Source organism: Pseudomonas sp. M2 (assembly GCF_015751845.1).
GTDB lineage: Bacteria > Pseudomonadota > Gammaproteobacteria > Pseudomonadales > Pseudomonadaceae > Aquipseudomonas > Aquipseudomonas putida_E.
In genome coordinates this window covers 320,955-343,407 of the sequence record NZ_JADOUD010000001.1, presented here as the reverse complement: position 1 = coordinate 343,407, position 22,453 = coordinate 320,955, and the positions used below count along the sequence as shown (strand labels likewise).

The following is a 22,453-nucleotide window of genomic DNA, read 5'->3' as shown; positions in this document are numbered from 1 at the left end:
GGGGCTTTTCCTTGTTTTGCTGTATGCGCGTACAGTATTTCACTGTAAGGTATTTCGCAACTGCGTGTAAGGTAAAAAAGCGGAGGGCTGTGGGTGGCCGATCCGTGGCGAGTTAAACCGCGAAAAAGGGCCGGTGTAGCCACCACACCAGCCCCTTGTCATGCAGCAATCAGTATTCCCAGAAAATCCGCTGCAGCTCTTTGCTGTCCTGGGTCTTGGTCATTGCCACCATGGCCAGGATCCGCGCCTTCTGTGGGTTCAGGTCGTGCGCCACAACCCAATCGTTCTTGTCATCCGGCTGCTCGGCGTTGCGCAGCACGAAACCGCCCTGGTTGACGTGCGACGAGCGGATGATCTGCACGCCATCCTTGCGCAGCTCCTGCAGTGCCGGCACCACGCGCGACGACACCGAACCGTTGCCGGTACCGGCATGAATCAGCGCTTTCGCGCCGTTCTGTGCCAGTGCCTTGTAGGCCGTGTCGGTCACGTTGCCATAGCCGTAGGCGATGTCGACCTGCGGCAGGCTGCTGATCTGCTTGATGTCGAATTCCGAGTTGACGGTGTGACGCTTGGCCGGCAGGCGGAACCAGTACGATTTGCCTTCCACCACCATGCCCATCGGGCCCCAGGCGCTCTTGAACGCTTCGGTCTTGATGTTGACCGCCTTGCTCACGTCGCGGCCTGACTGGATCTCGTCGTTCATGGTCACCAGTACGCCCTTGCCGCGGGACTGCTTGTCGCTGGCCACGGCCACGGCGTTGTACAGGTTGAGCATGCCATCGGCCGACATGGCGGTGCCCGGGCGCATGGAGCCCACCACCACGATCGGCTTGTCGGTCTTCTCTACCAGGTTGAGGAAGTAGGCGGTTTCTTCCAGGGTGTCGGTGCCGTGGGTGATGACGATGCCGTCGACGTCCTTGCTTTCGGCAAGTTCGGCGACGCGCTTGCCCAGCTTGAGCAGGTCGTCATTGCTGATGCTTTCGGAGGCGATCTGCATCACTTGCTCGCCGCGCACGTTGGCAATGCCGGCAAGCTCCGGCACGCCGGCGATCAACTTGTCGATGCCCAGCTTGGCCGCTTGGTACGTGGCACTGTTGGCAGCACTTGCACCGGCGCCGGCAATGGTGCCGCCGGTTGCGAGGATGACCACGTTGGCCAGCTTCTGTTGGGTTTGGGCTTCTTTCGCCGAAGCAGCGGTTGGCAGGATAAGCAGCAACGCCAGGGCGCTGGGTGCGAAGGTCTTCAGTGCAGCATTCATATTATTGTTCTCTCTTCCTAAAGGAGATTTTGCTGTGTCGCACAGGGGGCAAGGCAGTTTTCGTACCATCCTTGGTAGGGCGCTGTAATTTCCTGTATGCCGCTGTGGCTGTGGGCCGGGCTTGACATGAAGAGCGCGCAGGCGGCCCCTCGAATTCGGCAATCCGAACAAACATAGGAAAACCTGTTCGGTTTTTCGGAAGAATCCAAGATAATCTGCGCCAGAAGCAACGCAGCCCCCGGCAGCGAAACGGATTTGACAAAACCTCATCCTGTTTCCATAGTTAGCCAACGCAAACGTTTGCGATCCGATAAAAACCACAAGATTCGGAGTCATCTCCCATGAAACTGCCGTTCCCCGGTCGTCTGCTGGCGCTCGCCGTCATTTCCTCGCTGTCGCTTGCCCTGCCTCTGTCCGCCGCCCATGCCGAAGACAAACCCAAGGTCGCCCTGGTGATGAAGTCGCTGGCCAACGAATTCTTCCGCACCATGGAGGACGGCGCCAAGGCCTACCAGAAAGACCACGCCAACGAATTCGACCTGGTGGCCAATGGCATCAAGGACGAGACCGACACCGGCAACCAGATCCGCATCGTCGAGCAGATGATCGCCACCGGCGCCAAGGCGCTGGTCATCGCACCGGCCGACTCCAAAGCCCTGGTGCCAGTGATCAAGAAGGCCATGGACGCCGGCATCACGGTGGTCAACATCGACAACCGCCTGGACCCCGACGTACTCAAGAGCAAGAACCTCAGCGTACCCTTTGTCGGCCCCGACAACCGCAAGGGCGCCCGTCTGGTGGGTGACTACCTGGCCAAGGAAAAGCTCAAGGCCGGTGACCAGGTCGGCATCATCGAAGGCGTGCCGACCACCACCAATGCCCAGCAGCGCACCGCCGGCTTCAAGGACGCCATGGAGGCGGCGCAGATGAAGATCGTCTCGGTGCAATCGGGCAACTGGGAAATCGACAAAGGCAACGCCGTCGCCGCCGCCATGCTCAACGAGTACCCCGACCTCAAGGCGCTGCTGGCCGGTAACGACAGCATGGCCCTTGGCGCTGTCTCGGCGGTGCGCGCCGCCGGCAAGACCGGCCAGGTGCAAGTGGTGGGCTACGACAACATCAACGCCATCAAGCCCATGCTCAAGGATGGCCGCGTGCTTGCCACCCTCGACCAGGCGGCCAGCCAGCAGGCGGTGTACGGCATTCAGGCGGCATTGCAGATGCTCAAGGGCCAGAAGCCGAACGTGGACGCCGACAACGTCATCCAGACCCCGGTCGAACTCATCACCAAGCCTTGACGGCCAGGAGACATGGCCATGCCTGTAACGGCCAATGAAGTGCTGCTCGCTGCCAGCGGCCTGGGCAAGAGCTACGCGCAACCGGTGCTGGGCGACGTCAGCCTGGCCCTGCGCGCCGGCGAAGTGCTGGCCCTGACCGGCGAGAACGGCGCTGGCAAGAGCACCCTGTCCAAGCTCATCAGCGGCCTGGAAACGCCCACCACCGGGCATATGACTTTCCGCGGCCAGGCCTATGCGCCTGGCAGCCGCAGCGCCGCCGAGCGCCTTGGCGTGCGCATGGTCATGCAGGAGCTCAACCTGCTGCCGACCCTGACCGTGGCCGAAAACCTGTTCCTCGACAACCTGCCCAGCCGCTTCGGCTGGATCAGCCAGAAGCGCCTGCGCCAACTGGCCACGGCCGCCATGGCACAGGTTGGCCTGGACGCCATCGACCCGGACACCCCGGTGGGCGAACTGGGCATCGGCCACCAGCAGATGGTGGAGATCGCCCGCAACCTGATCGGTGACTGCCATGTGCTGATCTTCGACGAACCCACCGCCATGCTCACCGCCCGCGAGGTGGAGCTGCTGTTCACCCAGATCGAGCGCCTGCGCCAGCGCGGCGTGGCCATCGTCTACATCTCCCACCGCCTTGAAGAACTCCAGCGTGTGGCGCAGCGCATTGCGGTGCTGCGCGACGGCAAGCTGGTGTGCGACGAGCCGATCCAGCGCTACAGCAGCGCCGAGCTGGTCAACCTGATGGTCGGCCGCGAGCTGGGCGAACACATCGACCTGGGCCGCCGGCAGATCGGCGCGCCGTTGCTCAAGGTCGACCGGCTGTGCCGCGGCGACAAGGTGCGTGACGTGTCGCTGCAGGTCAGGGCAGGGGAGATCTTCGGTATCTCCGGGCTGATTGGTGCCGGGCGCACCGAGCTGCTGCGCCTGATCTTCGGCGCCGACCGCGCCGACAGCGGCAGCATCGAAATCGGCCAGCCACTCACGGCGGTGAACATCGACTCGCCCAAGGCGGCGGTCAAGGCCGGTATCGCCCTGATCACCGAAGACCGCAAGGGCGAAGGCCTGCTGCTGACGCAATCGATCAGCGCCAACATCGCCTTGGGCAACCTCGCCGCGCTGTCCCGCGCCGGGGTGGTCGACGGCGACGCCGAAAAGGCCCTGGCCGAGCGCCAGATCAATGCCATGCGCATTCGCAGCGCCAATGCCGCCCAGCCGGTCGGCGAACTGTCCGGTGGCAACCAGCAAAAGGTGGTGATCGGCCGCTGGCTGGAGCGTGACTGCCAAGTGTTGCTGTTCGACGAACCCACCCGCGGCATCGACGTGGGCGCCAAGTTCGACATCTATGGCTTGCTGGCCGAGCTGGCACGCCAGGGCAAGGCCCTGGTGGTGGTGTCCAGCGACCTGCGCGAGCTGATGCTGATCTGCGACCGTATTGCCGTGCTGTCGGCCGGCCGCCTGATCGACACCTTCGAGCGCGACTACTGGAGCCAGGACCAGCTCCTTGCCGCCGCTTTCGCCGGCTACCAGAAACGTGACGCCCTGCTGCACGACGCAGCGCCCAGGATGGATGCATGAAAACCACACCTCTCGACACACAGGCCGGCGCCCCCGCGCGCCGCAGCGGCACCTACTTCGGCCTCGGCACCTACCTGGGTCTTGCGGGCGCCTTGCTGGCCATGATCGTGCTGTTCTCGTTGCTCAGCAGCCACTTCTGGTCGTACGCCACCTTCAGCACCCTCGCCAACCAGATCCCCGACCTGATGGTGCTGGCCGTGGGTATGACCTTCGTGCTGATCATCGGCGGCATCGACCTGTCAGTGGGTTCGGTGCTGGCGCTGGCGGCATCGGCAGTCAGCGTGGCCATCCTCGGCTGGGGCTGGGGCGTGCTGCCGGCCGCCTTGCTCGGCATGGCCGTCGCCGCGCTGGCCGGTAGCATCACCGGCGCCGTCACGGTGGCCTGGCGCATCCCGTCGTTCATCGTCTCGCTGGGCGTGCTGGAAATGGCCCGCGGCCTGGCCTACCAGTTCACCGACTCGCGCACCGCCTACATCGGCGATGCCTACGCCTGGTTCTCCAACCCGATCGCCTACGGTATCTCGCCGGCCTTCATCATTGCCTTGCTGGTGATCATCCTCGCCCAGCTGGTGCTGACCCGCACCGTGTTCGGCCGCCACCTGATCGGCATCGGCACCAACGAAGAGGCCGTGCGCCTGGCCGGCATCGACCCGCGCCCCTACAAGGTGCTGGTGTTTGCCCTGATGGGCCTGCTGGCAGGCTTGGCCGCGCTGTTCCAGATTTCCCGCCTGGAAGCCGCCGACCCCAATGCCGGCGCCGGCCTGGAGCTGCAGGTGATCGCCGCCGTGGTGATCGGCGGCACCAGCCTGATGGGTGGGCGCGGCTCGGTCATCAGTACTTTCTTCGGTGTGTTGATCATCTCGGTGCTGGCCGCAGGCCTTGCACAGATCGGCGCCTCAGAACCCACCAAACGCATCATCACCGGGGCGGTCATCGTCATCGCCGTGGTGCTCGACACCTACCGTAGCCGGCGAGCAGGCCGGCGGAACTGAAAACATGGCAACCATCAAAGACGTCGCGGCACTCGCGGGCATTTCCTACACCACAGTGTCCCATGTACTGAACAAGACCCGCCCGGTCAGCGAACAGGTGCGGCTGAAGGTCGAAGCGGCCATCGTCGAGCTCGACTACGTGCCCAGCGCCGTGGCGCGTTCGCTCAAGGCGCGCACGACGGCTACCATCGGGTTGCTGGTGCCCAACAGCGTCAACCCTTACTTCGCCGAGCTGGCGCGCGGCATTGAAGATGCCTGCGAGCGCAACGGCTATTGCGTGATCCTGTGCAACTCCGATGACAACCCGCAGAAGCAACGCAGCTACCTGCGCGTGCTGCTGGAAAAACGCATCGACGGCCTGGTGGTGGCGTCGGTGGGCGAGGACAGCGACCTGCTGCAGAGCCTGGCCTGCGTGCGCACGCCGATGGTCATTGTCGACCGAGCACTGGAAGGCGTGGACGCCGACCTGGTGCGCATCGACCACGAGCAGGGCGCGTACCTGGCCACCCAGCACCTGCTGGAGCTTGGCCATCGCGACATCGCCTATATCGGCGGCCCGGCTGCGACCGGGGTCAGCCAGCTGCGCCTGGCCGGCTTCCACCGCGCCATGGCCGAGGCGCAGGTAGCCGTGCAGGGGGCGCACATCCTGCAATGCGACTTCACCAGCCCAGGCGGCCATGCGGCGGCCGGGCAGCTGCTCGACGGCCAGCGGCCCACGGCGATTTTCGCCGGCAACGACATGATCGGCTTCGGTGTGCTGCGTGCGGCTGCCGAGCGCAACATCAACGTGCCGGGCGAGCTGTCGGTGATCGGCTTCGACGACATCGAGCTGAGCCGCTACGTGTACCCACCGCTGACCACCGTTGGCCAGTCGATCCGCGAGCTCGGCGAAAGTGCAGCGGCGCTGTTGCTGTCACGTATCGCTACGCCCCGCCGCGATGGCGCAGAGCAACGCATCGTCGCCCCGCGCATCGTGCTGCGCGAGTCGACCGGGCCGCGCCCGGACCTGTTCAATGATTACCGCTAAGGAATGCCCATGAGTGCCAAGGTAGTGGTGGTCGGTAGCCTCAACATGGACCTGGTGGCCCGCGCCGAGCGGCTGCCACGTGCAGGCGAAACATTGGCCGGCGAAAGCTTTTTCACCGTGCCGGGGGGCAAGGGCGCCAACCAGGCGGTGGCCGCAGCACGCCTGGGCGCAAGCGTGGCCATGATCGGCAACGTCGGCGCTGACGCCTACGGCCAGCAGTTGCGCCAGGCCCTGGAAGTGGAGGGTATCGATTGCCAGGCGGTGAGCGAGTGCCCAGGCGTCTCCAGTGGGGTGGCGCTGATTACCGTGGATGCCGCCAGCCAGAACTGCATCGTCATCATCCCCGGCGGCAACGGCCAGCTTACCCCGGCAAGCGTGCAGCGTTTCGACGCGCTGCTGCAGGCTGCCGAGGTGATCATCTGCCAGCTCGAAGTGCCTGCCGACACCGTGGCCTGGGCCTTGGCGAGGGGGCGTGAGCTGGGCAAGACGGTGATCCTCAACCCGGCCCCGGCCACCGGCCCGTTGCCCGCGCAGTGGTTCGCCCATATCGATTACCTCATCCCCAATGAAAGCGAGGCCGAGGCGCTGGCCGGTGAGCCGGTCAACGACCTGGCCAGCGCCCGCCGTGCCGGCGAGCGCCTACTGCAACTGGGCGCCGGCAAGGTCATCGTCACCCTTGGTGCGCAGGGCGCGCTGTTCGTCAGCCGTGATGGCAGCCGGCACTTCCCTGCGCCGCAGGTCAAAGCGCTGGACACCACGGCAGCGGGCGACACCTTTGTTGGCGGTTTTGCAGCCGCGCTGGTGCGCGGCCTGGAGGAGGGTGAAGCGATCATCTTCGGCCAACGCGCTGCGGCGCTGTCCGTCACCCGCGCCGGTGCACAGCCTTCGATCCCGACCCTGGCGGAGGTGGCCCCATGAAAAAGACCGCGCTGCTCAATATTGCCCTGTCGCGCACCATTGCCGGGCTGGGCCATGGCGATATCCTAGTGATCGGCGATGCCGGGTTGCCCGTGCCGCCGGGGGTCGAACTGATCGACCTGGCCTTGACGCCGGGCATTCCCGACTTCGCCAGCGTGCTGCGCGCTGTGCTCAGCGAGATGCAGGTGGAGCGCCATGTGCTGGCCGAAGAGATGCAGAAGGTCGTGCCGCCCGGCCTGGTCGAGATCGAGCGTCTGCGCGGCAAGCTCGGCAAGCGTGAATGGCTGAGCCATGAGCAATTCAAGGTGTTGTCGCGCAGTGCGCGCGCCGTGGTGCGTACCGGCGAGTGCCAGCCCTACAGCAACATCGCCCTCATAGCTGGCGTAACCTTCTAGTTCCCAGTCCAGTCTGTGGGGGGCGGCTTGCCGGCGATGGGCCGCCAAGCGGCCCCGACCGCTTCACCACCAAGGCAACAGGAGTGCCCCATGCTCAAACCTCTGCTACAAGGACTCGCCCTCATGGCCGCAGCCGCCACCACCACGCTCCAGGCCGCACCCCGCGACCTGATCATCGACACCGACCCCGGCGCCGACGATGTGGTCGCACTGTTCCTGGCCATGGCCTCGCCGGACGAACTCAATATCCGCGCCATCACCACCGTCGCCGGCAACGTGCGCCTCGACAAAACCTCGCGCAACGCCCGCCTGGCCCGCGAGTGGGCCGGCCGCGAAGACATCCCGGTGTACGCCGGGGCAGGGCGCCCGCTGGTGCGCACGCCCATCTACGCTGCCGAAGTGCATGGCGAAGAAGGCCTGACCGGTGTCCCGGTGCATGAACCGAAAAAGCCCCTGGCCCCGGGCAATGCCGTGCAGTACCTGGTCGATACGCTCGGCGCTGCCGAACCCCGCAGCATCACCGTGGCCATGCTCGGCCCACAGACCAACCTGGCCCTGGCTCTGATCCAGCGCCCGGACATCGCCAAAGGCATCAAAGAGGTGGTGGTGATGGGCGGCGCCCACTTCAACGGCGGCAACATCACCCCGGCGGCAGAATTCAACCTCTACGCCGACCCGCACGCTGCCGAGGTGGTGCTGGCCAGTGGCGTGCCACTGACCTACCTGCCACTGGACGTCACCCACAAACTGCTCACCAGTGACGCCCGCCTCAAGCAGCTGGCAGCCGTGAACAACCAGGCCAGCAAGCGCGTGGTGGACATCCTCAATGCGTACATCAAGCACGACATGGACTTGTACGGCATGCCCGGCGGCCCGGTACATGACGCCAGTGTCATTGCTTATCTGCTCAAGCCCGAGCTGTTCGGCGGGCGGCGCATCCACATGAGCGTCGACAGCCGCGAGGGCCCGACCTTCGGCCAGACCGTCGCCGACTGGTACGGCGTGCTCAAGCAGCCGGCCAACGTGATGTGGGTGGGCGAGGGCGATGCCCAGGGCTTTTTCGACCTGCTCAGCGCGCGCCTGGCTCGATTGCAATAGCGGCGTGCGGTGCGTAGCGCTCGAACACCTGGTCGATGAAGTTGCGCGCCGCCTCGCTGCCCAGGTCGCGCACAAGCAGGTCCAGGGCGATCAATACCAGCTCTTCTGGCGTGCTGGGGCTGTAGGCGCTCTGGCCCTCCGCCCATTTGACCTTGATGTCGGCGTCGATGCTGTGGTGGCTCATGAAAGGCTCTCGTTTGGGCCTGTGGCGGAGGGGCGAACACCTGACCCTGGTGTTCGCAGCAGGCACTGTGCCTGCACTTCTTAAAGTAAATCATCACTTTGCGTCAATGGCTCTTCGACTTAAGAATAAAAAGCCTGCCCAAGCAAACCAACTGCGTGGTGCAAAATCCGGTCACGATTGCCTTTCGCCATGCGCGGTGAGTTCGGGCAGACTTGTGCGGTTTTGCAACGAATTCAGGGTGGAACTGTCGGAACAGGCAGTTCCCAGATCTATTTAGGAGGATTCATGTTCCGTACCCGTGCTTCCCTGGCAACCTTGCTGGTCGCTGCTGTGCTGGCTGGTTGCAGCACTGGTGGCAACTCTGACGGCGGCAGCGCCCCGGCTGCAGCTGCAGGCAACGACGGGCGCTGCGAGGCCAGCGGTGCCGATTTCGCCATTGGCAAGCAAGGCAGTGCCGACCTGCTCGAGCAGGCGCGCAAGGCCAGTGGCTCACAGATTGCCCGTATTCTCAAGCCACATGACATGGTGACCCTGGAGTACCGCTCCGAGCGCCTCAACCTGAATGTGGACGAGCAGGGCAAGGTGACCCGCGTCAACTGCGGTTGATGCAGCCCCTACGAGGTGCAGGCGTGTGCTGCCCTGGTAAATGCCCATGCATCTATTGATGAAGCCTCAGCCTTCTCATCTGTCGGCGATAATGCAGCTCCAAATACGGCACGCCCCCCGTAGGAGCGGCCTTGTGTCGCGAAAGGGCTGCGAAGCGGCCCCAGGTTTCTAGCTCCGCCGCTTGAAATGCCGGGGCCGCTTTGCGGCCCTTTCGCGACACAAGGCCGCTCCTACGAAGGGCAGGCGTATGCTGCCCTGGCAAACGCCCATAAAAAAACCCGCCACAAGGGCGGGTTTTTTTACAGCTATCCGAATTACTCCGGACGAACCTGCGCAGCCTGCATACCCTTCTGGCCTTTTTCGGCAACGAAGGAAACAGTCTGGCCTTCTTTCAGGCTCTTGAAGCCGTCGGATTCGATGGCTTTGAAGTGAACGAACAGGTCGTCGCCGCCGCCTGCTGGGGTGATGAAGCCGTAGCCTTTCTCATCATTGAACCATTTGACGGTGCCTTGTTGGCGATTGGACATGGGTGAATCTCCAGAACATTTAATTTTCAGTGGTGCAATGTGGCCGAGGCTACGGAGCACGGACACCATAATAGTCTAATTCTGCGCCTGTAGCGTCTTTTACCTTCGCAGGATGCTGATCCAGGGCAAATAAAGCCCGGAAAGCCCTCTGCGCATGGCTCATTTCGGCTTGCAGGCCGCTTGCACGACGGTCTGTGCCTTCTGCATCAGCTTGGCGTCAACGCCGTCATTGCTGTCCAGGTCTTCGATCTCCTTATCAGTGAAATTATCTTTGATGGCTTGCGCGCCGCACGAACAATGCTTGTCTGCAGTTGCAGCGTCGACACCTTGACCTTGCGCCACCTGTTTGCATTGCGTCATGTAGGCACCCTCCTTGCCGGCAGGGAAGTTGCCAGCGGTGGCTGCCATGGGCAGCAGCAGGGCGCCAGCGGCCGCCAGGGCCAGAAGAGACGGAACTCGCATAACCAGACACTCCTTGGGTTAAGGTCTCATCAAGAGTAGGTTGCTTCCCAAAGTCTGATAGGAAATTTTCCGTGTAAGTTCACCGCTACCGCGTAATTTCCAAATATTTCTGCGCTGCCATGCAACCCCCGTGCTAGCATGCCCGGCTTGCACCTGCACACGTGCAGCGTGCAACTATCTTTTTACTTTCCAGTCACTCAGGTCCCCCTGGCAAGCCGAAAGGCTCCTGCCACTGTGAGGCAGGCTTCCTTCAAGGAAGGCAGGTCGGATCTTGTACTGGCTCATCCCAACCCATGTGACCTTTGGTAGGGGTCACCACTAGGAGAGGAGGCGCCATGCCCACTATTACTCTTCCCGATGGCAGTCAACGCGCGTTCGATCACGCGGTATCCGTAGCCGATGTCGCCGCTTCGATCGGTGCCGGCCTGGCCAAGGCCACCGTTGCCGGCAAAGTCGACGGCAAGCTGGTCGACGCCTGCGAGCTGATCACCCACGACGCCACCCTGCAGATCATCACCCCTAAAGATGAAGAGGGACTGGAGATCATCCGTCACTCGTGCGCCCACCTTGTAGGCCACGCAGTGAAACAGCTGTACCCGACCGCCAAGATGGTCATCGGCCCGGTCATCGACGAAGGCTTCTATTACGACATCGCCTACGAGCGCCCCTTCACCCCTGAAGACTTGGTCGCCATCGAAAAGCGCATGCAGCAGCTGATCGAAAAAGACTACGACGTCATCAAGAAGATGACCCCGCGCGCCGAAGTCATCGACGTGTTCAAGGCCCGTGGCGAAGACTACAAGCTGCGCCTGGTCGAGGACATGCCCGACGAGCAGGCCATGGGCCTGTACTACCACGAAGAATACGTCGACATGTGCCGTGGCCCGCACGTGCCGAACACCCGTTTCCTCAAGGCATTCAAGCTGACCAAGCTGTCCGGCGCCTACTGGCGTGGCGATGCCAAGAACGAGCAGCTGCAGCGCGTGTACGGTACCGCCTGGGCTGACAAGAAGCAGCTGGCTGCCTACATCCAGCGCATCGAAGAAGCCGAAAAACGCGACCACCGCAAGATCGGCAAGCAGCTCGACCTGTTCCACCTGCAGGAAGAAGCGCCAGGCATGGTGTTCTGGCACGCCAACGGCTGGACCGTCTACCAGGTGCTCGAGCAGTACATGCGCCAGGTCCAGCGCGAAAACGGCTACTCGGAAATCAAGACCCCGCAAGTCGTCGACCGCATCCTCTGGGAGCGTTCCGGCCACTGGTCCAACTACGCCGAAAACATGTTCACCACCTCGTCGGAAAGCCGTGATTACGCGGTCAAGCCGATGAACTGCCCGTGCCACGTGCAGGTGTTCAACCAGGGCCTGAAGTCGTACCGCGACCTGCCGCTGCGCCTGGCCGAATTCGGTGCCTGCCACCGTAACGAGCCTTCCGGCGCCCTGCACGGCATCATGCGCGTACGTGGCTTCGTGCAGGACGACGCGCACATCTTCTGTACCGAAGACCAGGTGAAGAAAGAAGCCGCCGACTTCATCAAGCTGACCCTGGACGTGTACAAGGACTTCGGTTTCACCGACGTCGCCATGAAGCTCTCCACCCGCCCCGCCAAGCGCGTGGGTTCCGAAGAGCTGTGGGACCGCGCCGAAGGTGCACTGGCCGACGCCCTGAACGAATCCGGCCTGGAATGGGAATACCAGCCAGGTGAAGGTGCCTTCTACGGCCCTAAAATCGAATTCACCCTGCGCGACTGCCTGGGCCGTAACTGGCAGTGTGGTACCCTGCAGTACGATCCGAACCTGCCAGAGCGCCTGGACGCCAGCTACATCGCCGAAGACAACGCGCGCAAGCGCCCGGTGATGCTGCACCGCGCCATCCTCGGCTCGTTCGAGCGCTTCATCGGCATGCTCATCGAGCACTATGCCGGCGTGTTCCCGGCGTGGCTGGCACCGACCCAGGCCGTGATCATGAACATCACCGACAAACAGGCCGATTTCGCCCTTCAGGTTGAGAAATCTCTGAACGGTAGCGGTTTCCGTGCCAAGTCGGACTTGAGAAATGAGAAGATCGGCTTTAAAATCCGCGAGCATACTTTGCTCAAGGTCCCGTACCTTTTGGTTATAGGGGACCGCGAAGTCGAAACGCAAACCGTCGCTGTGCGTACTCGCGAAGGTGCAGACCTGGGCTCCATGCCCGTCGCCCAGTTCGTTGAGCTTCTGACACATGCGGTTTCCCGGCGTGGTCGCCAAGAATCGGAGTAATGACTATTAAGCGTGAAATGAGAAACGATAAACGTGCTGCACCGAAGGCCCCGATCAACGAGAATATCTCGGCCCGCGAGGTTCGGTTAATTGGCGCAGACGGCGAGCAGGTTGGCATCGTCTCGATTGATGAAGCGCTGCGTATCGCTGATGAAGCGAAGCTGGACCTGGTTGAAATCTCTGCAGACGCGTTACCGCCTGTCTGCAAGGTCATGGACTACGGCAAGCACCTCTTCGAAAAGAAGAAGCAGGCTAACGAAGCCAAGAAAAACCAGAAGCAGATCCAGATCAAAGAAATCAAGTTTCGTCCAGGGACGGAGGATGGGGATTACCAGGTAAAACTACGCAACCTGGTACGTTTCCTTACCGATGGGGACAAGGCCAAGATCTCTCTGAGATTCCGTGGTCGTGAGATGGCCCACCAGGAGCTGGGCATGGAGCTGTTGAAGCGGGTTGAAGCTGACCTCGCCGAATACGGCACCGTTGAGCAGCATCCGAAGATGGAAGGACGCCAGCTTATGATGGTCATCGCCCCCAAGAAAAAGAAGTAATCTCCCGGGCACGGCAGGCCTGATGATTATGTGTAATTTTATCGAATGCGGAGTTCCAACATGCCAAAAATGAAAACCAAGAGCGGTGCTGCAAAGCGCTTCCTGAAGACCGCTACCGGCTTCAAGCACAAGCACGCTTTCAAGAGCCACATCCTGACCAAAATGTCGACCAAGCGTAAGCGTCAACTGCGTGGTAGCAGCTTGCTGCACCCGTCTGACGTCGCGAAAGTCGCGCGCATGCTGCGCGTTCGTTAATTCTGGTCAAAGATAGAGGAAGTTACTCATGGCTCGTGTAAAGCGCGGCGTTATCGCTCGTAAGCGTCACAAAAAAATTCTGAAGCTGGCTAAAGGTTACTACGGTGCACGCTCGCGCGTATTCCGCGTAGCCAAGCAGGCAGTCATCAAGGCAGGCCAATACGCCTACCGCGACCGTCGCCAGAAGAAGCGTCAGTTCCGCGCACTGTGGATCGCTCGTATCAACGCCGGTGCCCGCACCAACGGTCTGTCTTACAGCCGTCTGATTGCTGGCCTGAAAAAGGCGTCGATCGAAATCGACCGTAAGGTTCTGGCTGACCTGGCAGTGAACGAAAAAGCGGCGTTTGCTGCAATTGTCGAGAAAGCTAAAGCCGTTCTGGCTTAAGTACCCACGACAATCATCCGGCAGCGTTCTGCGCTGTCGGGTGTAAAACGTCATCGATAGGGGAAGAGCCTTCAAAGCTCTTCCCCTATTTTCGTATCTGGAGTCTGTACATGGAAAACCTGGACGCGCTGGTCTCCCAAGCCCTTGAGGCCGTGGAGCGCGCTGAAGACATCAATGCCCTGGAACAGATCCGGGTTCAGTATCTTGGCAAAAAAGGCGAACTGACCCAGGTGATGAAGACCCTGGGCAACCTGCCAGCCGAAGAGCGCCCGAAAGTCGGCGCGCTGATCAATGACGCCAAAGAGCGCGTCACCGAAGTGCTCAACGCACGCAAGGCAGCCTTTGAAGAGGCCGAGCTCAGCGCTCGCCTGGCTGCCGAATGCATTGATGTGACCCTGCCAGGCCGTGGCCAGGCCACCGGTGGCCTGCACCCGATCACCCGTACCCTCGAACGCATCGAGCAGTTCTTCACCCATATCGGCTACGGCATCGCCGAAGGCCCTGAGGTCGAAGACGACTACCACAACTTCGAAGCGCTCAACATCCCCGGCCACCACCCGGCCCGGGCGATGCACGACACCTTCTACTTCAATGCCAACATGCTGCTGCGCACCCACACCTCGCCGGTGCAGGTGCGGACCATGGAGTCCACCCAGCCGCCAATCCGCATTGTGTGCCCGGGCCGCGTTTACCGCTGCGACTCGGATATCACCCACTCGCCGATGTTCCACCAGGTCGAAGGCCTGCTGATCGATCGCGACATCAACTTTGCCGACCTCAAGGGCACCATCGAAGAGTTCCTGCGCGTGTTCTTCGAAAAAGAACTGGCCGTGCGCTTCCGCCCGTCGTTCTTCCCCTTCACCGAGCCGTCCGCCGAAGTCGATATCCAGTGCGTGATGTGTTCCGGCCAAGGCTGCCGCGTGTGCAAGCAAACCGGCTGGCTGGAAGTGCTGGGCTGCGGCATGGTGCACCCGGACGTGCTGCGCATGTCCGGCATCGACCCTGAAGAATTCCAGGGCTTCGCCTTCGGCATGGGCGCCGAGCGCCTGGCCATGCTGCGCTACGGCGTCAACGATTTGCGTCTGTTCTTCGACAACGACCTGCGGTTCTTAGCCCAATTCCGCTAGGCCCAATCGACGCAACTTTCAGGAGAACAGCATGAAATTCAGTGAACAGTGGCTGCGCGGTTGGGTAAACCCGCAAGTCTCCCGTGACGAACTGGTCGCCCGCCTTTCCATGGCCGGCCTTGAAGTCGACAGCGTAACCCCCGCTGCCGGCCAGTTCAGCGGCATCGTCGTGGGCGAAATCCTCGCCACCGAACAACACCCTGACGCCGACAAACTGCGCGTCTGCCAGGTCAGCAACGGCCAGGAAACCTTCCAGGTCGTCTGCGGCGCCCCCAATGCGCGCCAGGGCATCAAAATCCCGTTCGCCATGATCGGCGCCGAACTGCCGGGCGACTTCAAGATCAAGAAGGCCAAGCTGCGCGGCGTCGAGTCGTTCGGCATGCTGTGCTCGGCAGCAGAGCTGCAGATCAGCGAAGAAAACGACGGCCTGCTCGAACTGGCTGCCGACGCCCCGGTAGGCGAAGACATTCGCCAGTACCTGAACCTGGACGACGCCAGCATCGAAATCGGCCTGACCCCCAACCGCGGTGACTGCCTGTCGCTGGCGGGCCTGGCCCGCGACGTCAGCGCCCTGTACAACGTCCCGGTCACCCGCCCGGTGGTGCCGGCCGTACCGGCTGCCCACGACGAAGTGCGCCCGGTCGAAGTCAGCGCCCCGGCCGTGTGCCCACGCTACCTGGGCCGCGTCATCCGCAACGTCGACCTCAGCAAGCCCACCCCGCTGTGGATGGTTGAACGCCTTCGCCGCAGCGACGTGCGCAGCATCGACGCCGCCGTCGACATCACCAACTACGTGATGCTCGAACTCGGCCAGCCGATGCACGCCTTCGACCTCGCCGAAATCAACGGCGGCATCCGCGTACGCATGGCCGAAGAGGGCGAGAAGCTGGTGCTGCTCGACGGCCAGGAAGTCGCCCTGCGCGCCGACACCCTGGTCATCGCCGACCACACCCGCGCCCTGGCCATTGCCGGCGTGATGGGTGGCGAGCACAGCGGCGTCAACACCGAAAAAACCCGCGACCTGTTCCTTGAAAGCGCCTTCTTCGAGCCGATCGCCGTTGCCGGCAAGGCCCGTTCCTACGGCCTGCACACCGACGCCTCGCACCGCTACGAGCGCGGCGTCGACTCGCAACTGGCCCGCGAAGCCATGGAGCGCGCTACCGCACTGGTGCTGGAGATTGTCGGCGGCGAAGCCGGCCCAATCATCGAAGCCGTCAGCGAACAGCACCTGCCGCAAGTCGCCCCGGTGACCCTGCGCGCCGAACGCATCACCCAGATGCTCGGCATGGAGCTGCAGGCCGCTCAGGTCGAGCAGATGCTCAACGCCCTGGAGCTGACCACCACGGCCAACGGGGCAGGGGAGTGGACCGTCAAGGTGCCAAGCCACCGCTTCGACATCAGCCTGGAAGTCGACCTGATCGAAGAGCTGGCCCGCCTGTACGGCTACAACAGCCTGCCTGTGCGTTACCCGCAAGCGCGCCTGGCGCCCAAGGCCAACCCGGAAACCCGCGGTGAGCTGCCCAACCTGCGCCGCCTGCTGGTCGCCCGCGGCTACCAGGAAGCCATCACCTACAGCTTCATCGACCCGAAGCTGTTCGAGCTGTTCACCCCAGGCGTAGAGCCGCTGCTGCTGGCCAACCCCATCTCCAGCGACATGGCCGCCATGCGCGCCTCGCTGTGGCCGGGCTTGGTCAAAGCCATGCAGCACAACCTCAACCGCCAGCAAGACCGCGTGCGCCTGTTCGAAAGCGGCCTGCGCTTCGTCGGCCAGCTGGGTGACCTGGAGCAGCAGCCCATGATCGCCGGCGTTGTCACCGGCAGCCGCCTGCCAGAAGGCTGGGCCAACGGCCGTGACAGCATCGACTTCTTCGATGTGAAAGCAGACGTCGAAGCCCTGCTGGGCTACTCGGGCGCCCTGAGCGACTTCACCTTCGCCGCCGGCAAACACCCCGCCCTGCACCCAGGCCAGACCGCTGTCATCCAGCGCGACGGCAAGGAAGTCGGCTACCTCGGCGCCCTGCACCCGGAAGTTGCCAAGGCCCTGGGCCTGGACCGCCCGGTGTACGTCTTCGAGCTGGTGTTGGGTGATGTGGTCGAAGGCCGCCTGCCGAAATTCAGCGAACTCTCCAAGTTCCCGGAAACCCGTCGTGACCTGGCCCTGATCGCTGGCCGTGACGTGGCCGCCAGCGCCGTGCTTGAAGTAATTCGTGACAATGCAGGCGAATGGCTTACAGACCTCAGGCTGTTTGACGTCTACCAGGGTAAAGGTATTGATCCTGATAGAAAAAGCCTGGCCGTCGGCTTGACCTGGCAGCATCCATCGCGCACTCTTAACGACGATGAGGTGAACACTACCCTGCAAAACATCCTCACCTCGCTTGAACAAAGGTTGAACACCACGTTAAGGAAATAACGGCATGGGTGCTCTGACGAAAGCTGAGATGGCCGAAAGGCTGTACGAGGAGCTGGGGCTTAACAAGCGTGAGGCCAAGGAGTTGGTCGAGCTGTTTTTTGAAGAAATTCGGCACGCACTTGAAGAGAACGAGCAGGTCAAGTTGTCCGGTTTCGGCAACTTCGACCTTCGCGACAAACGCCAGCGGCCGGGCCGCAACCCCAAAACAGGGGAAGAGATCCCGATCACTGCACGGCGCGTCGTCACCTTTCGTCCAGGGCAGAAGTTGAAGGCCCGGGTTGAGGCCTATGCTGGAACCAAGCCATAACGACGAACTGCCCCCCATACCGGGCAAACGCTACTTCACCATTGGTGAAGTGAGCGAGTTGTGTGCCGTAAAGCCACACGTGCTGCGGTATTGGGAGCAGGAGTTCCCTCAGCTCAACCCCGTGAAGCGGCGGGGCAATCGGCGGTATTATCAGCGCCAAGACGTGCTGATGATCCGCCAGATTCGCGCGCTGCTTTATGACCAGGGGTTCACCATTGGCGGGGCGCGGTTGCGGCTCTCCAGTGATGAGGTGAAGGATGAGTCAAGCCAGTACAAGCAGCTGATTCGGCAGATGATTGTTGAGTTGGAGGATGTGCTGGTGGTGTTGAAGAAGTGAGCTAGAGCCGATGAATGGAATTTTTTGAAAAAAAGCTTCCATTTATCAAAAGGTTAGGGTAGATTTCTCATCGTTCTCAGATGTTATGAGAATGTAGTCGGGGCGTAGCGCAGCCCGGTAGCGCACTTGCATGGGGTGCAAGGGGTCGAGTGTTCGAATCACTCCGTCCCGACCAAAAATCCCCAAAAATCCAGTTACTATCTAGTAACTGGATTTTTTTATGCGTGAATTTTGGCTCAACTTTCGAGATAGTTTAGTTTCAGCTTCAAGCGATCGTTCCCATTCACCTCTTCAGGTTCAGCTCAATCTTTTCCAACAGCGCCCTGACCATCGCACTCAGGTGATACGAAGCCCAGATCATCTGTCGGTTGCCAATCATCACGCCGGTGATATTCAAATGCCGTGCACAGTCCATCAACTTGGTTGCTTGCTCGATGGCGTAGCTGGGCGGTATTCCCGGTGCGATGGTGAACATGTTGCGACGCGGCGTGCCGATCTGGTCGCCTTTGTGTTTAGCTGCCGTCATGAGTGATTTTCCGCAATCGTTTCGACTTGAACTGGCCCCTTCCAAGAGGCCAGTAGCGGCACTCGAATATCTACTGCTGCATCCCCAGCTCGGCATCATCGAGCAGCGCCTTTGCCAGAGCACTTAGGTAGTAGGATGCCCAGATCAATTGCGGGCTGTCTTCCATCAAGCCGGTTATGGTCAGGTCACGCACACAGCCCATCAACTCTGAGGCTTGCTCCCTGGCATTCTGGCAGGGGATACCAGGTGCGATGCAGAACAGCGGCTGAGTTTGGCCTTCTGCCTGATAGAACATGGTTTTGCCGGGTGTGGTTTTTTCGGTTGTGCTGTCTTTCGGCATGAGTTGGTTCCCTGAAAATACGGGTGCCTGGGCTGGCCCTATCGCCGGCAAGCCGGGCTCCCACAAGTTCACCGGGCCCCTGAGGGTCGTCTACAACCTCAGGGGCGGTGCCGTGTGGGGGCGCTAGCCTTCGAAAGAACCAGGCCAGACTTAACGTGATGCGGCTTAGTGCAGCGTTCCTTGCTCTGTCGGCATTTGCACTTGCGCTAACGCAACCTCAAGCAATTTGCGCAAGGTTTCCAGTTCGTGCATCGAGGTCATGATCAACAAGGAAGAGGGCGACTTGGGGTGCATCATCATCGCCTGTTGCGCAACGGCTTCGGCGCACAGTGCGTAATCAGCAGCCAGCATCAGCGTATCTTCGAGGGAGTGAAGGTGGTGGGGTGGATCAGGAACAATTTTTAGCATCGGACTGTGTTCTCGGTGGGGCCACCGCCAATCCGCTGTCAAACGGAGAGGTGGCAGCTGTGCATGGGTTGACAGACCGGCGAACACAGAAACCGGCGCACGCAAGCGTGCCCCATACACAACCGCCATGAACGGTTATGCGCTGTATATCGTCGCGGCCTGTCAAAGCCGGTCGTTGATGTGCAACGACCCACCGAGCCTAAAACTCAGAAATAACGACCGCAACGAAAAACAGGCGGCGGCAGTATCTTTGGGAAATACCCTACAGGAAAGGGGTTAAATCTGATCTTTTCAGGTGCTCGCTGTAACAGCTTGTAAGTGCAGGCAGCCGAAATTCAGGGTTGTGCCTAGTGAGAAATGCGCACGATGGGAGTTCCTTGCCTGCAACTGACTCCACCGCCCCTTGTACTGGGTAACCAGCGCCAGCAATCAGCAGCTTTGCTTCAGCTAGTCGGGTCTTGCCCCAACACCTTGCTCAACGCCACACGCGCATCTTCAAGCTGCACCAGCGAAGCATGCCGTGCACCCAGCGCGTCGCCATTCTGGATAGCAGTGAGAATCGCCTTGTGCCGGGGCAGGGCGAGTTGGTTGAAGTTCGGCCGCTGGTTGGAATAGCGCACCGATTCGCGCAGGGCCATCGACAGCATGTTGCACAGGTAGGCCAACAGGTCGTTGTGGGTGGCGTCGGCGATGCGGGCGTGGAAGTCCAGGTCGGGTTGCAGGCGCTCTTCATGGGTGCGCGCGGCTTCCATGCGCTGGTAGGCCTCGGCGATCGACTCGACATCCTCGGGGGTGGCGTTGGTGGCGGCCAGCGCGGCGGCGGCGGGTTCGATAACCCAGCGCACGCTGGACAGGGTGTTGAAGAAGTCTTTTTGCGGGGTGGCCTGCATCAGCCAGTGCAGCACGTCGGGGTCGAGCATGTGCCAGTCATGGCGCGGCCTCACCAGCGTGCCGACCCGTGGGCGGGCTTCGACCAGGCCCTTGGCGGTCAGGGCGCGCATCGCTTCGCGGAACACCGGCCGGCTGATCGCGTAGCTTTCGCACAGGCTGGCCTCGGAGGGCAGCTTTTGCCCGGGTGCGAGTTGGCCGGATACGATTTGCAGGCCGAGGTCCTGGACCAGGGTGGCGTGCATGCTTTTGCGCGTGGTGGGCTGGCGGTAGTTCATGGGGGGCGCGGGAGGTCCTTCGAGCGAGGTGGGCATCATAGCATTAGTGGGTGGCGGAGGGCCTGTGGGGCAGGTGTCATGCAGGCAGTTGCAGCCATCGGTTTGCACTGCCTCAAGGTATGCGTGGGATGTGTAGGAGCGGCCTTGTGTCGCGAAAGGGGCGCGCAGCGCCCCCGGCAATATCAGCCTGATGCATGAATTGTGGGGGCGCTGCGCACCCCTTTCGCGACACAAGGCCGCTCCTACCGGGGGGAGGTGTTGAGAGTTGGTTAGTGCGAATGCTTGGGCACCGCCGCGCCACGGCAGCCAACCAGGAAGTCGAAATCGCAACCTTCGTCAGCCTGCATCACATGGTCCAGATACAGCTTCGCATAACCGCCACTGATCAACTGTGGCGGTGCTTGCAGGTCGGCCAGGCGGCCAGCCAGTTCCTCGGCAGAAATGTCCAGGTGCAGCCGGCCTTCCTTGCAGTCCAGCTCGATCCAGTCACCTTCGCGCACGGCTGCCAATGGGCCGCCCGCAGCAGCCTCGGGTGCCACGTGCAGCACTACGGTGCCGTAGGCAGTACCGCTCATGCGGGCGTCGGAGATGCGCACCATGTCGGTCACGCCCTGGGCCAGCAGCTTGGCGGGCAGGCCCATGTTGCCGACCTCGGCCATGCCCGGGTAGCCCTTGGGCCCGCAGTATTTCATCACCAGCACCGAATTGGCGTCCACGTCCAGCTCAGGGTCGTTGATGCGCGCTTTGTAGTCCTCGAAGTTTTCGAACACTACGGCGCGGCCGCGGTGCTGCATCAGCGCTGGGGTGGCCGCCGACGGCTTGAGCACCGCGCCTTTGGGCGCCAGGTTGCCGCGCAGGATGCAGATGCCGCCATCGGCCACCAGCGGTTTGTCGAGCGGGCGGATGACTTCTTCGTCATACAGCGGCGCGGCCTGGCAGTTGTCCCACAGGCTCTTGCCGTTGGCGGTCAGTGCGGTGGGGTTGGGCAGCAGGCCATGCTCGCCCAGGCGGCGGATGACTGCGGGCAGGCCGCCGGCGTAGTAGAACTCTTCCATCAGGAAGCGGCCCGATGGCTGCAAGTCGACCAAGGTCGGTGTGCCGCGGCCGACGCGGGTCCAGTCTTCCAGTTGCAGGTCTACGCCAATGCGCCCGGCAATCGCCTTGAGGTGGATCACTGCGTTGGTCGAACCACCGATGGCGGCGTTGACGCGGATGGCGTTCTCGAAGGCTTCGCGGGTGAGGATCTTCGACAGGCGCAGGTCTTCGCGCACCATGTCGACAATGCGCATGCCCGACAGGTGGGCGAGTACGTAGCGGCGGGCATCCACCGCCGGGATGGCGGCGTTGTGCGGCAGCGAGGTACCCAGCGCTTCGGCCATGCAGGCCATGGTCGAGGCGGTGCCCATGGTGTTGCAGGTGCCTGCCGAGCGCGACATGCCGGCCTCGGCCGAGAGGAATTCGTTGAGGTCGATCTGGCCGGCCTTATAGGCCTCGTGCATCTGCCAGACGATGGTGCCGGCGCCAATGTCCTTGCCTTTGTGCTTGCCGTTGAGCATCGGCCCACCAGTGACCACGATCGCCGGCACGTCGCAGCTGGCGGCACCCATCAGCAGCGCCGGGGTGGTCTTGTCGCAGCCGGTCAGCAGCACCACGGCGTCCACCGGGTTGCCACGGATCGCTTCTTCCACATCCATGCTCGCCAGGTTGCGGGTGAGCATGGCGGTAGGGCGCAGGTTGGACTCGCCACTGGAAAACACCGGGAACTCCACCGGGAAGCCACCAGCCTCCAGCACGCCTTTTTTGACGTGCTCGGCAATCTTGCGGAAGTGGGCGTTGCACGGGGTCAGCTCCGACCAGGTGTTGCAGATGCCGATGATCGGCTTGCCCTGGAATTCGTGGTCGGGGATGCCTTGGTTCTTCATCCAGCTGCGGTACATGAAGCCGTTCTTGTCGGCGGTACCAAACCATTGGGCGGAGCGCAGGGGGCGTTTGTTATCAGACATAAGCGGGGCACCTAATTAGTATTACTATTTGTCGTTATGA

Annotated in this window: 25 protein-coding genes and 1 tRNA gene; 17 read left to right on the top strand and 9 right to left on the bottom strand. The window is 62.1% G+C overall.

The genetic code is table 11. The features are described 5' to 3' along the window. Positions 1-169 precede the first annotated feature (169 nt). Complete coding sequence (locus IWW33_RS01795) at positions 170-1,258, bottom strand: asparaginase (protein WP_046787182.1); 1,089 nt, start codon at positions 1,256-1,258, stop codon at positions 170-172. Positions 1,259-1,599: 341 nt separating this feature from the next. Between IWW33_RS01795 and IWW33_RS01790 the strand changes: the two genes are divergently transcribed. The 7 genes from IWW33_RS01790 (at position 1,600) to IWW33_RS01760 (ending at position 8,558) form a co-directional block, all read left to right on the top strand. Next, positions 1,600-2,556 (top strand): sugar ABC transporter substrate-binding protein, encoded by a 957-nt coding sequence (locus tag IWW33_RS01790; protein WP_039602923.1) that lies wholly within the window; start codon positions 1,600-1,602, stop codon positions 2,554-2,556. An 18-nt stretch (positions 2,557-2,574) separates the two neighbouring features. Beyond that, complete coding sequence (locus IWW33_RS01785; RefSeq protein WP_174141668.1) at positions 2,575-4,128, top strand: sugar ABC transporter ATP-binding protein; 1,554 nt, start codon at positions 2,575-2,577, stop codon at positions 4,126-4,128. Then, positions 4,125-5,120 carry an ABC transporter permease gene (locus IWW33_RS01780; protein WP_039602921.1) on the top strand — a complete coding sequence of 332 codons (996 nt, stop codon included), beginning with the start codon at positions 4,125-4,127 and terminating at the stop codon, positions 5,118-5,120. Before IWW33_RS01785 ends, IWW33_RS01780 begins: the two co-directional genes overlap by 4 nt. A 4-nt stretch (positions 5,121-5,124) precedes the next feature. Next, positions 5,125-6,147 (top strand): LacI family DNA-binding transcriptional regulator, encoded by a 1,023-nt coding sequence (locus IWW33_RS01775; RefSeq protein WP_115275255.1) that lies wholly within the window; start codon positions 5,125-5,127, stop codon positions 6,145-6,147. Between the two features lie 9 nt (positions 6,148-6,156). Further along, positions 6,157-7,065, top strand: coding sequence for a ribokinase (gene rbsK / locus IWW33_RS01770; protein ID WP_174141669.1), 909 nt, complete (start codon positions 6,157-6,159; stop codon positions 7,063-7,065). Further along, on the top strand, positions 7,062-7,460 hold the full coding sequence (rbsD, locus tag IWW33_RS01765) for a D-ribose pyranase (protein WP_012313857.1): 399 nt from the start codon (positions 7,062-7,064) through the stop codon (positions 7,458-7,460). The genes rbsK and rbsD overlap by 4 nt, the downstream gene beginning before the upstream one ends. Before the next feature lie 90 nt (positions 7,461-7,550). Then, complete coding sequence (locus tag IWW33_RS01760; protein ID WP_174141670.1) at positions 7,551-8,558, top strand: nucleoside hydrolase; 1,008 nt, start codon at positions 7,551-7,553, stop codon at positions 8,556-8,558. Here IWW33_RS01760 and IWW33_RS01755 read toward each other — a convergent pair. Next, positions 8,530-8,742 (bottom strand): hypothetical protein, encoded by a 213-nt coding sequence (locus tag IWW33_RS01755; protein WP_012313859.1) that lies wholly within the window; start codon positions 8,740-8,742, stop codon positions 8,530-8,532. The genes IWW33_RS01760 and IWW33_RS01755 overlap by 29 nt on opposite strands. A gap of 285 nt (positions 8,743-9,027) precedes the next feature. On the opposite strand from IWW33_RS01755, the gene IWW33_RS01750 reads away from it, so the two are divergent. Beyond that, the gene (locus IWW33_RS01750; protein ID WP_174141671.1) at positions 9,028-9,348 is read left to right on the top strand and encodes an I78 family peptidase inhibitor; all 321 of its coding nucleotides are present in this window, start codon (positions 9,028-9,030) and stop codon (positions 9,346-9,348) included. Between the two features lie 314 nt (positions 9,349-9,662). Here IWW33_RS01750 and IWW33_RS01745 read toward each other — a convergent pair whose 3' ends face one another. Both IWW33_RS01745 and IWW33_RS01740 read right to left on the bottom strand, forming a co-directional pair. Continuing rightward, positions 9,663-9,875 (bottom strand): cold-shock protein, encoded by a 213-nt coding sequence (locus tag IWW33_RS01745; RefSeq protein WP_012313861.1) that lies wholly within the window; start codon positions 9,873-9,875, stop codon positions 9,663-9,665. 159 nt (positions 9,876-10,034) lie between these two features. After that, positions 10,035-10,337: a hypothetical protein gene (locus tag IWW33_RS01740; RefSeq protein ID WP_115275249.1), complete on the bottom strand. Its 303-nt coding sequence runs from the start codon at positions 10,335-10,337 to the stop codon at positions 10,035-10,037. Between the two features lie 335 nt (positions 10,338-10,672). On the opposite strand from IWW33_RS01740, the gene thrS reads away from it, so the two are divergent. From thrS to IWW33_RS01695, 9 genes are all read left to right on the top strand, one after another. Further along, positions 10,673-12,595, top strand: coding sequence for a threonine--tRNA ligase (gene thrS, locus IWW33_RS01735; protein ID WP_046787173.1), 1,923 nt, complete (start codon positions 10,673-10,675; stop codon positions 12,593-12,595). Continuing rightward, the gene (gene infC, locus IWW33_RS01730; protein ID WP_174141673.1) at positions 12,595-13,146 is read left to right on the top strand and encodes a translation initiation factor IF-3; all 552 of its coding nucleotides are present in this window, start codon (positions 12,595-12,597) and stop codon (positions 13,144-13,146) included. The genes thrS and infC overlap by 1 nt, the downstream gene beginning before the upstream one ends. A gap of 60 nt (positions 13,147-13,206) precedes the next feature. Further along, complete coding sequence (rpmI, locus tag IWW33_RS01725) at positions 13,207-13,401, top strand: 50S ribosomal protein L35 (protein WP_012313865.1); 195 nt, start codon at positions 13,207-13,209, stop codon at positions 13,399-13,401. Between the two features lie 28 nt (positions 13,402-13,429). After that, positions 13,430-13,786: a 50S ribosomal protein L20 gene (gene rplT, locus IWW33_RS01720; RefSeq protein ID WP_003250671.1), complete on the top strand. Its 357-nt coding sequence runs from the start codon at positions 13,430-13,432 to the stop codon at positions 13,784-13,786. 110 nt (positions 13,787-13,896) lie between these two features. Then, positions 13,897-14,913: a phenylalanine--tRNA ligase subunit alpha gene (gene pheS, locus IWW33_RS01715; protein WP_046787172.1), complete on the top strand. Its 1,017-nt coding sequence runs from the start codon at positions 13,897-13,899 to the stop codon at positions 14,911-14,913. 31 nt (positions 14,914-14,944) lie between these two features. Next, positions 14,945-17,326, top strand: a complete 2,382-nt coding sequence (gene pheT / locus IWW33_RS01710; protein ID WP_174141676.1) for a phenylalanine--tRNA ligase subunit beta — start codon at positions 14,945-14,947, stop codon at positions 17,324-17,326. A gap of 4 nt (positions 17,327-17,330) precedes the next feature. Continuing rightward, positions 17,331-17,633: an integration host factor subunit alpha gene (ihfA, locus tag IWW33_RS01705; RefSeq protein ID WP_003250679.1), complete on the top strand. Its 303-nt coding sequence runs from the start codon at positions 17,331-17,333 to the stop codon at positions 17,631-17,633. Beyond that, complete coding sequence (locus IWW33_RS01700; RefSeq protein ID WP_008100384.1) at positions 17,614-17,970, top strand: MerR family transcriptional regulator; 357 nt, start codon at positions 17,614-17,616, stop codon at positions 17,968-17,970. The genes ihfA and IWW33_RS01700 overlap by 20 nt, the downstream gene beginning before the upstream one ends. A 98-nt stretch (positions 17,971-18,068) precedes the next feature. After that, positions 18,069-18,145 (top strand) — tRNA-Pro (locus IWW33_RS01695). 108 nt (positions 18,146-18,253) lie between these two features. Here IWW33_RS01695 and IWW33_RS01690 read toward each other — a convergent pair. From IWW33_RS01690 to IWW33_RS01670, 5 genes are all read right to left on the bottom strand, one after another. Next, a complete protein-coding gene (locus tag IWW33_RS01690; protein ID WP_174141679.1) occupies positions 18,254-18,496 on the bottom strand; it encodes a DUF3077 domain-containing protein in 243 nt (80 codons plus the stop codon). Positions 18,497-18,566: 70 nt separating this feature from the next. Beyond that, positions 18,567-18,836: a DUF3077 domain-containing protein gene (locus tag IWW33_RS01685; protein WP_046787113.1), complete on the bottom strand. Its 270-nt coding sequence runs from the start codon at positions 18,834-18,836 to the stop codon at positions 18,567-18,569. A gap of 165 nt (positions 18,837-19,001) precedes the next feature. Further along, a complete protein-coding gene (locus IWW33_RS01680) occupies positions 19,002-19,244 on the bottom strand; it encodes a hypothetical protein (RefSeq protein WP_174141681.1) in 243 nt (80 codons plus the stop codon). A gap of 443 nt (positions 19,245-19,687) precedes the next feature. Further along, positions 19,688-20,410, bottom strand: a complete 723-nt coding sequence (locus IWW33_RS01675; protein WP_046787111.1) for a FadR/GntR family transcriptional regulator — start codon at positions 20,408-20,410, stop codon at positions 19,688-19,690. Positions 20,411-20,679: 269 nt separating this feature from the next. Then, entirely contained in the window at positions 20,680-22,413 is a 1,734-nt protein-coding gene (locus IWW33_RS01670; protein ID WP_012313885.1) for an IlvD/Edd family dehydratase, read from the bottom strand. Positions 22,414-22,453 lie beyond the last annotated feature (40 nt).

Excerpts from the sequence above, each read along its gene's own strand:
- IWW33_RS01690 (WP_174141679.1), bottom strand. The coding sequence starts at position 18,496 with ATGACGGCAGCTAAACACAAAGGCGACCAGATCGGCACGCCGCGTCGC.
- IWW33_RS01785 (WP_174141668.1), top strand. The coding sequence starts at position 2,575 with ATGCCTGTAACGGCCAATGAAGTGCTGCTCGCTGCCAGCGGCCTGGGC.
- IWW33_RS01670 (WP_012313885.1), bottom strand. The coding sequence starts at position 22,413 with ATGTCTGATAACAAACGCCCCCTGCGCTCCGCCCAATGGTTTGGTACC.
- IWW33_RS01790 (WP_039602923.1), top strand. The coding sequence starts at position 1,600 with ATGAAACTGCCGTTCCCCGGTCGTCTGCTGGCGCTCGCCGTCATTTCC.
- rplT (WP_003250671.1), top strand. The coding sequence starts at position 13,430 with ATGGCTCGTGTAAAGCGCGGCGTTATCGCTCGTAAGCGTCACAAAAAA.
- pheT (WP_174141676.1), top strand. The coding sequence starts at position 14,945 with ATGAAATTCAGTGAACAGTGGCTGCGCGGTTGGGTAAACCCGCAAGTC.
- infC (WP_174141673.1), top strand. The coding sequence starts at position 12,595 with ATGACTATTAAGCGTGAAATGAGAAACGATAAACGTGCTGCACCGAAG.
- IWW33_RS01675 (WP_046787111.1), bottom strand. The coding sequence starts at position 20,410 with ATGAACTACCGCCAGCCCACCACGCGCAAAAGCATGCACGCCACCCTG.
- IWW33_RS01740 (WP_115275249.1), bottom strand. The coding sequence starts at position 10,337 with ATGCGAGTTCCGTCTCTTCTGGCCCTGGCGGCCGCTGGCGCCCTGCTG.
- IWW33_RS01745 (WP_012313861.1), bottom strand. The coding sequence starts at position 9,875 with ATGTCCAATCGCCAACAAGGCACCGTCAAATGGTTCAATGATGAGAAA.
- IWW33_RS01760 (WP_174141670.1), top strand. The coding sequence starts at position 7,551 with ATGCTCAAACCTCTGCTACAAGGACTCGCCCTCATGGCCGCAGCCGCC.
- rbsK (WP_174141669.1), top strand. The coding sequence starts at position 6,157 with ATGAGTGCCAAGGTAGTGGTGGTCGGTAGCCTCAACATGGACCTGGTG.
- rpmI (WP_012313865.1), top strand. The coding sequence starts at position 13,207 with ATGCCAAAAATGAAAACCAAGAGCGGTGCTGCAAAGCGCTTCCTGAAG.
- IWW33_RS01750 (WP_174141671.1), top strand. The coding sequence starts at position 9,028 with ATGTTCCGTACCCGTGCTTCCCTGGCAACCTTGCTGGTCGCTGCTGTG.
- IWW33_RS01680 (WP_174141681.1), bottom strand. The coding sequence starts at position 19,244 with ATGCTAAAAATTGTTCCTGATCCACCCCACCACCTTCACTCCCTCGAA.
- rbsD (WP_012313857.1), top strand. The coding sequence starts at position 7,062 with ATGAAAAAGACCGCGCTGCTCAATATTGCCCTGTCGCGCACCATTGCC.
- IWW33_RS01775 (WP_115275255.1), top strand. The coding sequence starts at position 5,125 with ATGGCAACCATCAAAGACGTCGCGGCACTCGCGGGCATTTCCTACACC.
- ihfA (WP_003250679.1), top strand. The coding sequence starts at position 17,331 with ATGGGTGCTCTGACGAAAGCTGAGATGGCCGAAAGGCTGTACGAGGAG.
- thrS (WP_046787173.1), top strand. The coding sequence starts at position 10,673 with ATGCCCACTATTACTCTTCCCGATGGCAGTCAACGCGCGTTCGATCAC.
- IWW33_RS01685 (WP_046787113.1), bottom strand. The coding sequence starts at position 18,836 with ATGCCGAAAGACAGCACAACCGAAAAAACCACACCCGGCAAAACCATG.
- IWW33_RS01795 (WP_046787182.1), bottom strand. The coding sequence starts at position 1,258 with ATGAATGCTGCACTGAAGACCTTCGCACCCAGCGCCCTGGCGTTGCTG.
- IWW33_RS01700 (WP_008100384.1), top strand. The coding sequence starts at position 17,614 with ATGCTGGAACCAAGCCATAACGACGAACTGCCCCCCATACCGGGCAAA.
- IWW33_RS01780 (WP_039602921.1), top strand. The coding sequence starts at position 4,125 with ATGAAAACCACACCTCTCGACACACAGGCCGGCGCCCCCGCGCGCCGC.
- pheS (WP_046787172.1), top strand. The coding sequence starts at position 13,897 with ATGGAAAACCTGGACGCGCTGGTCTCCCAAGCCCTTGAGGCCGTGGAG.
- IWW33_RS01755 (WP_012313859.1), bottom strand. The coding sequence starts at position 8,742 with ATGAGCCACCACAGCATCGACGCCGACATCAAGGTCAAATGGGCGGAG.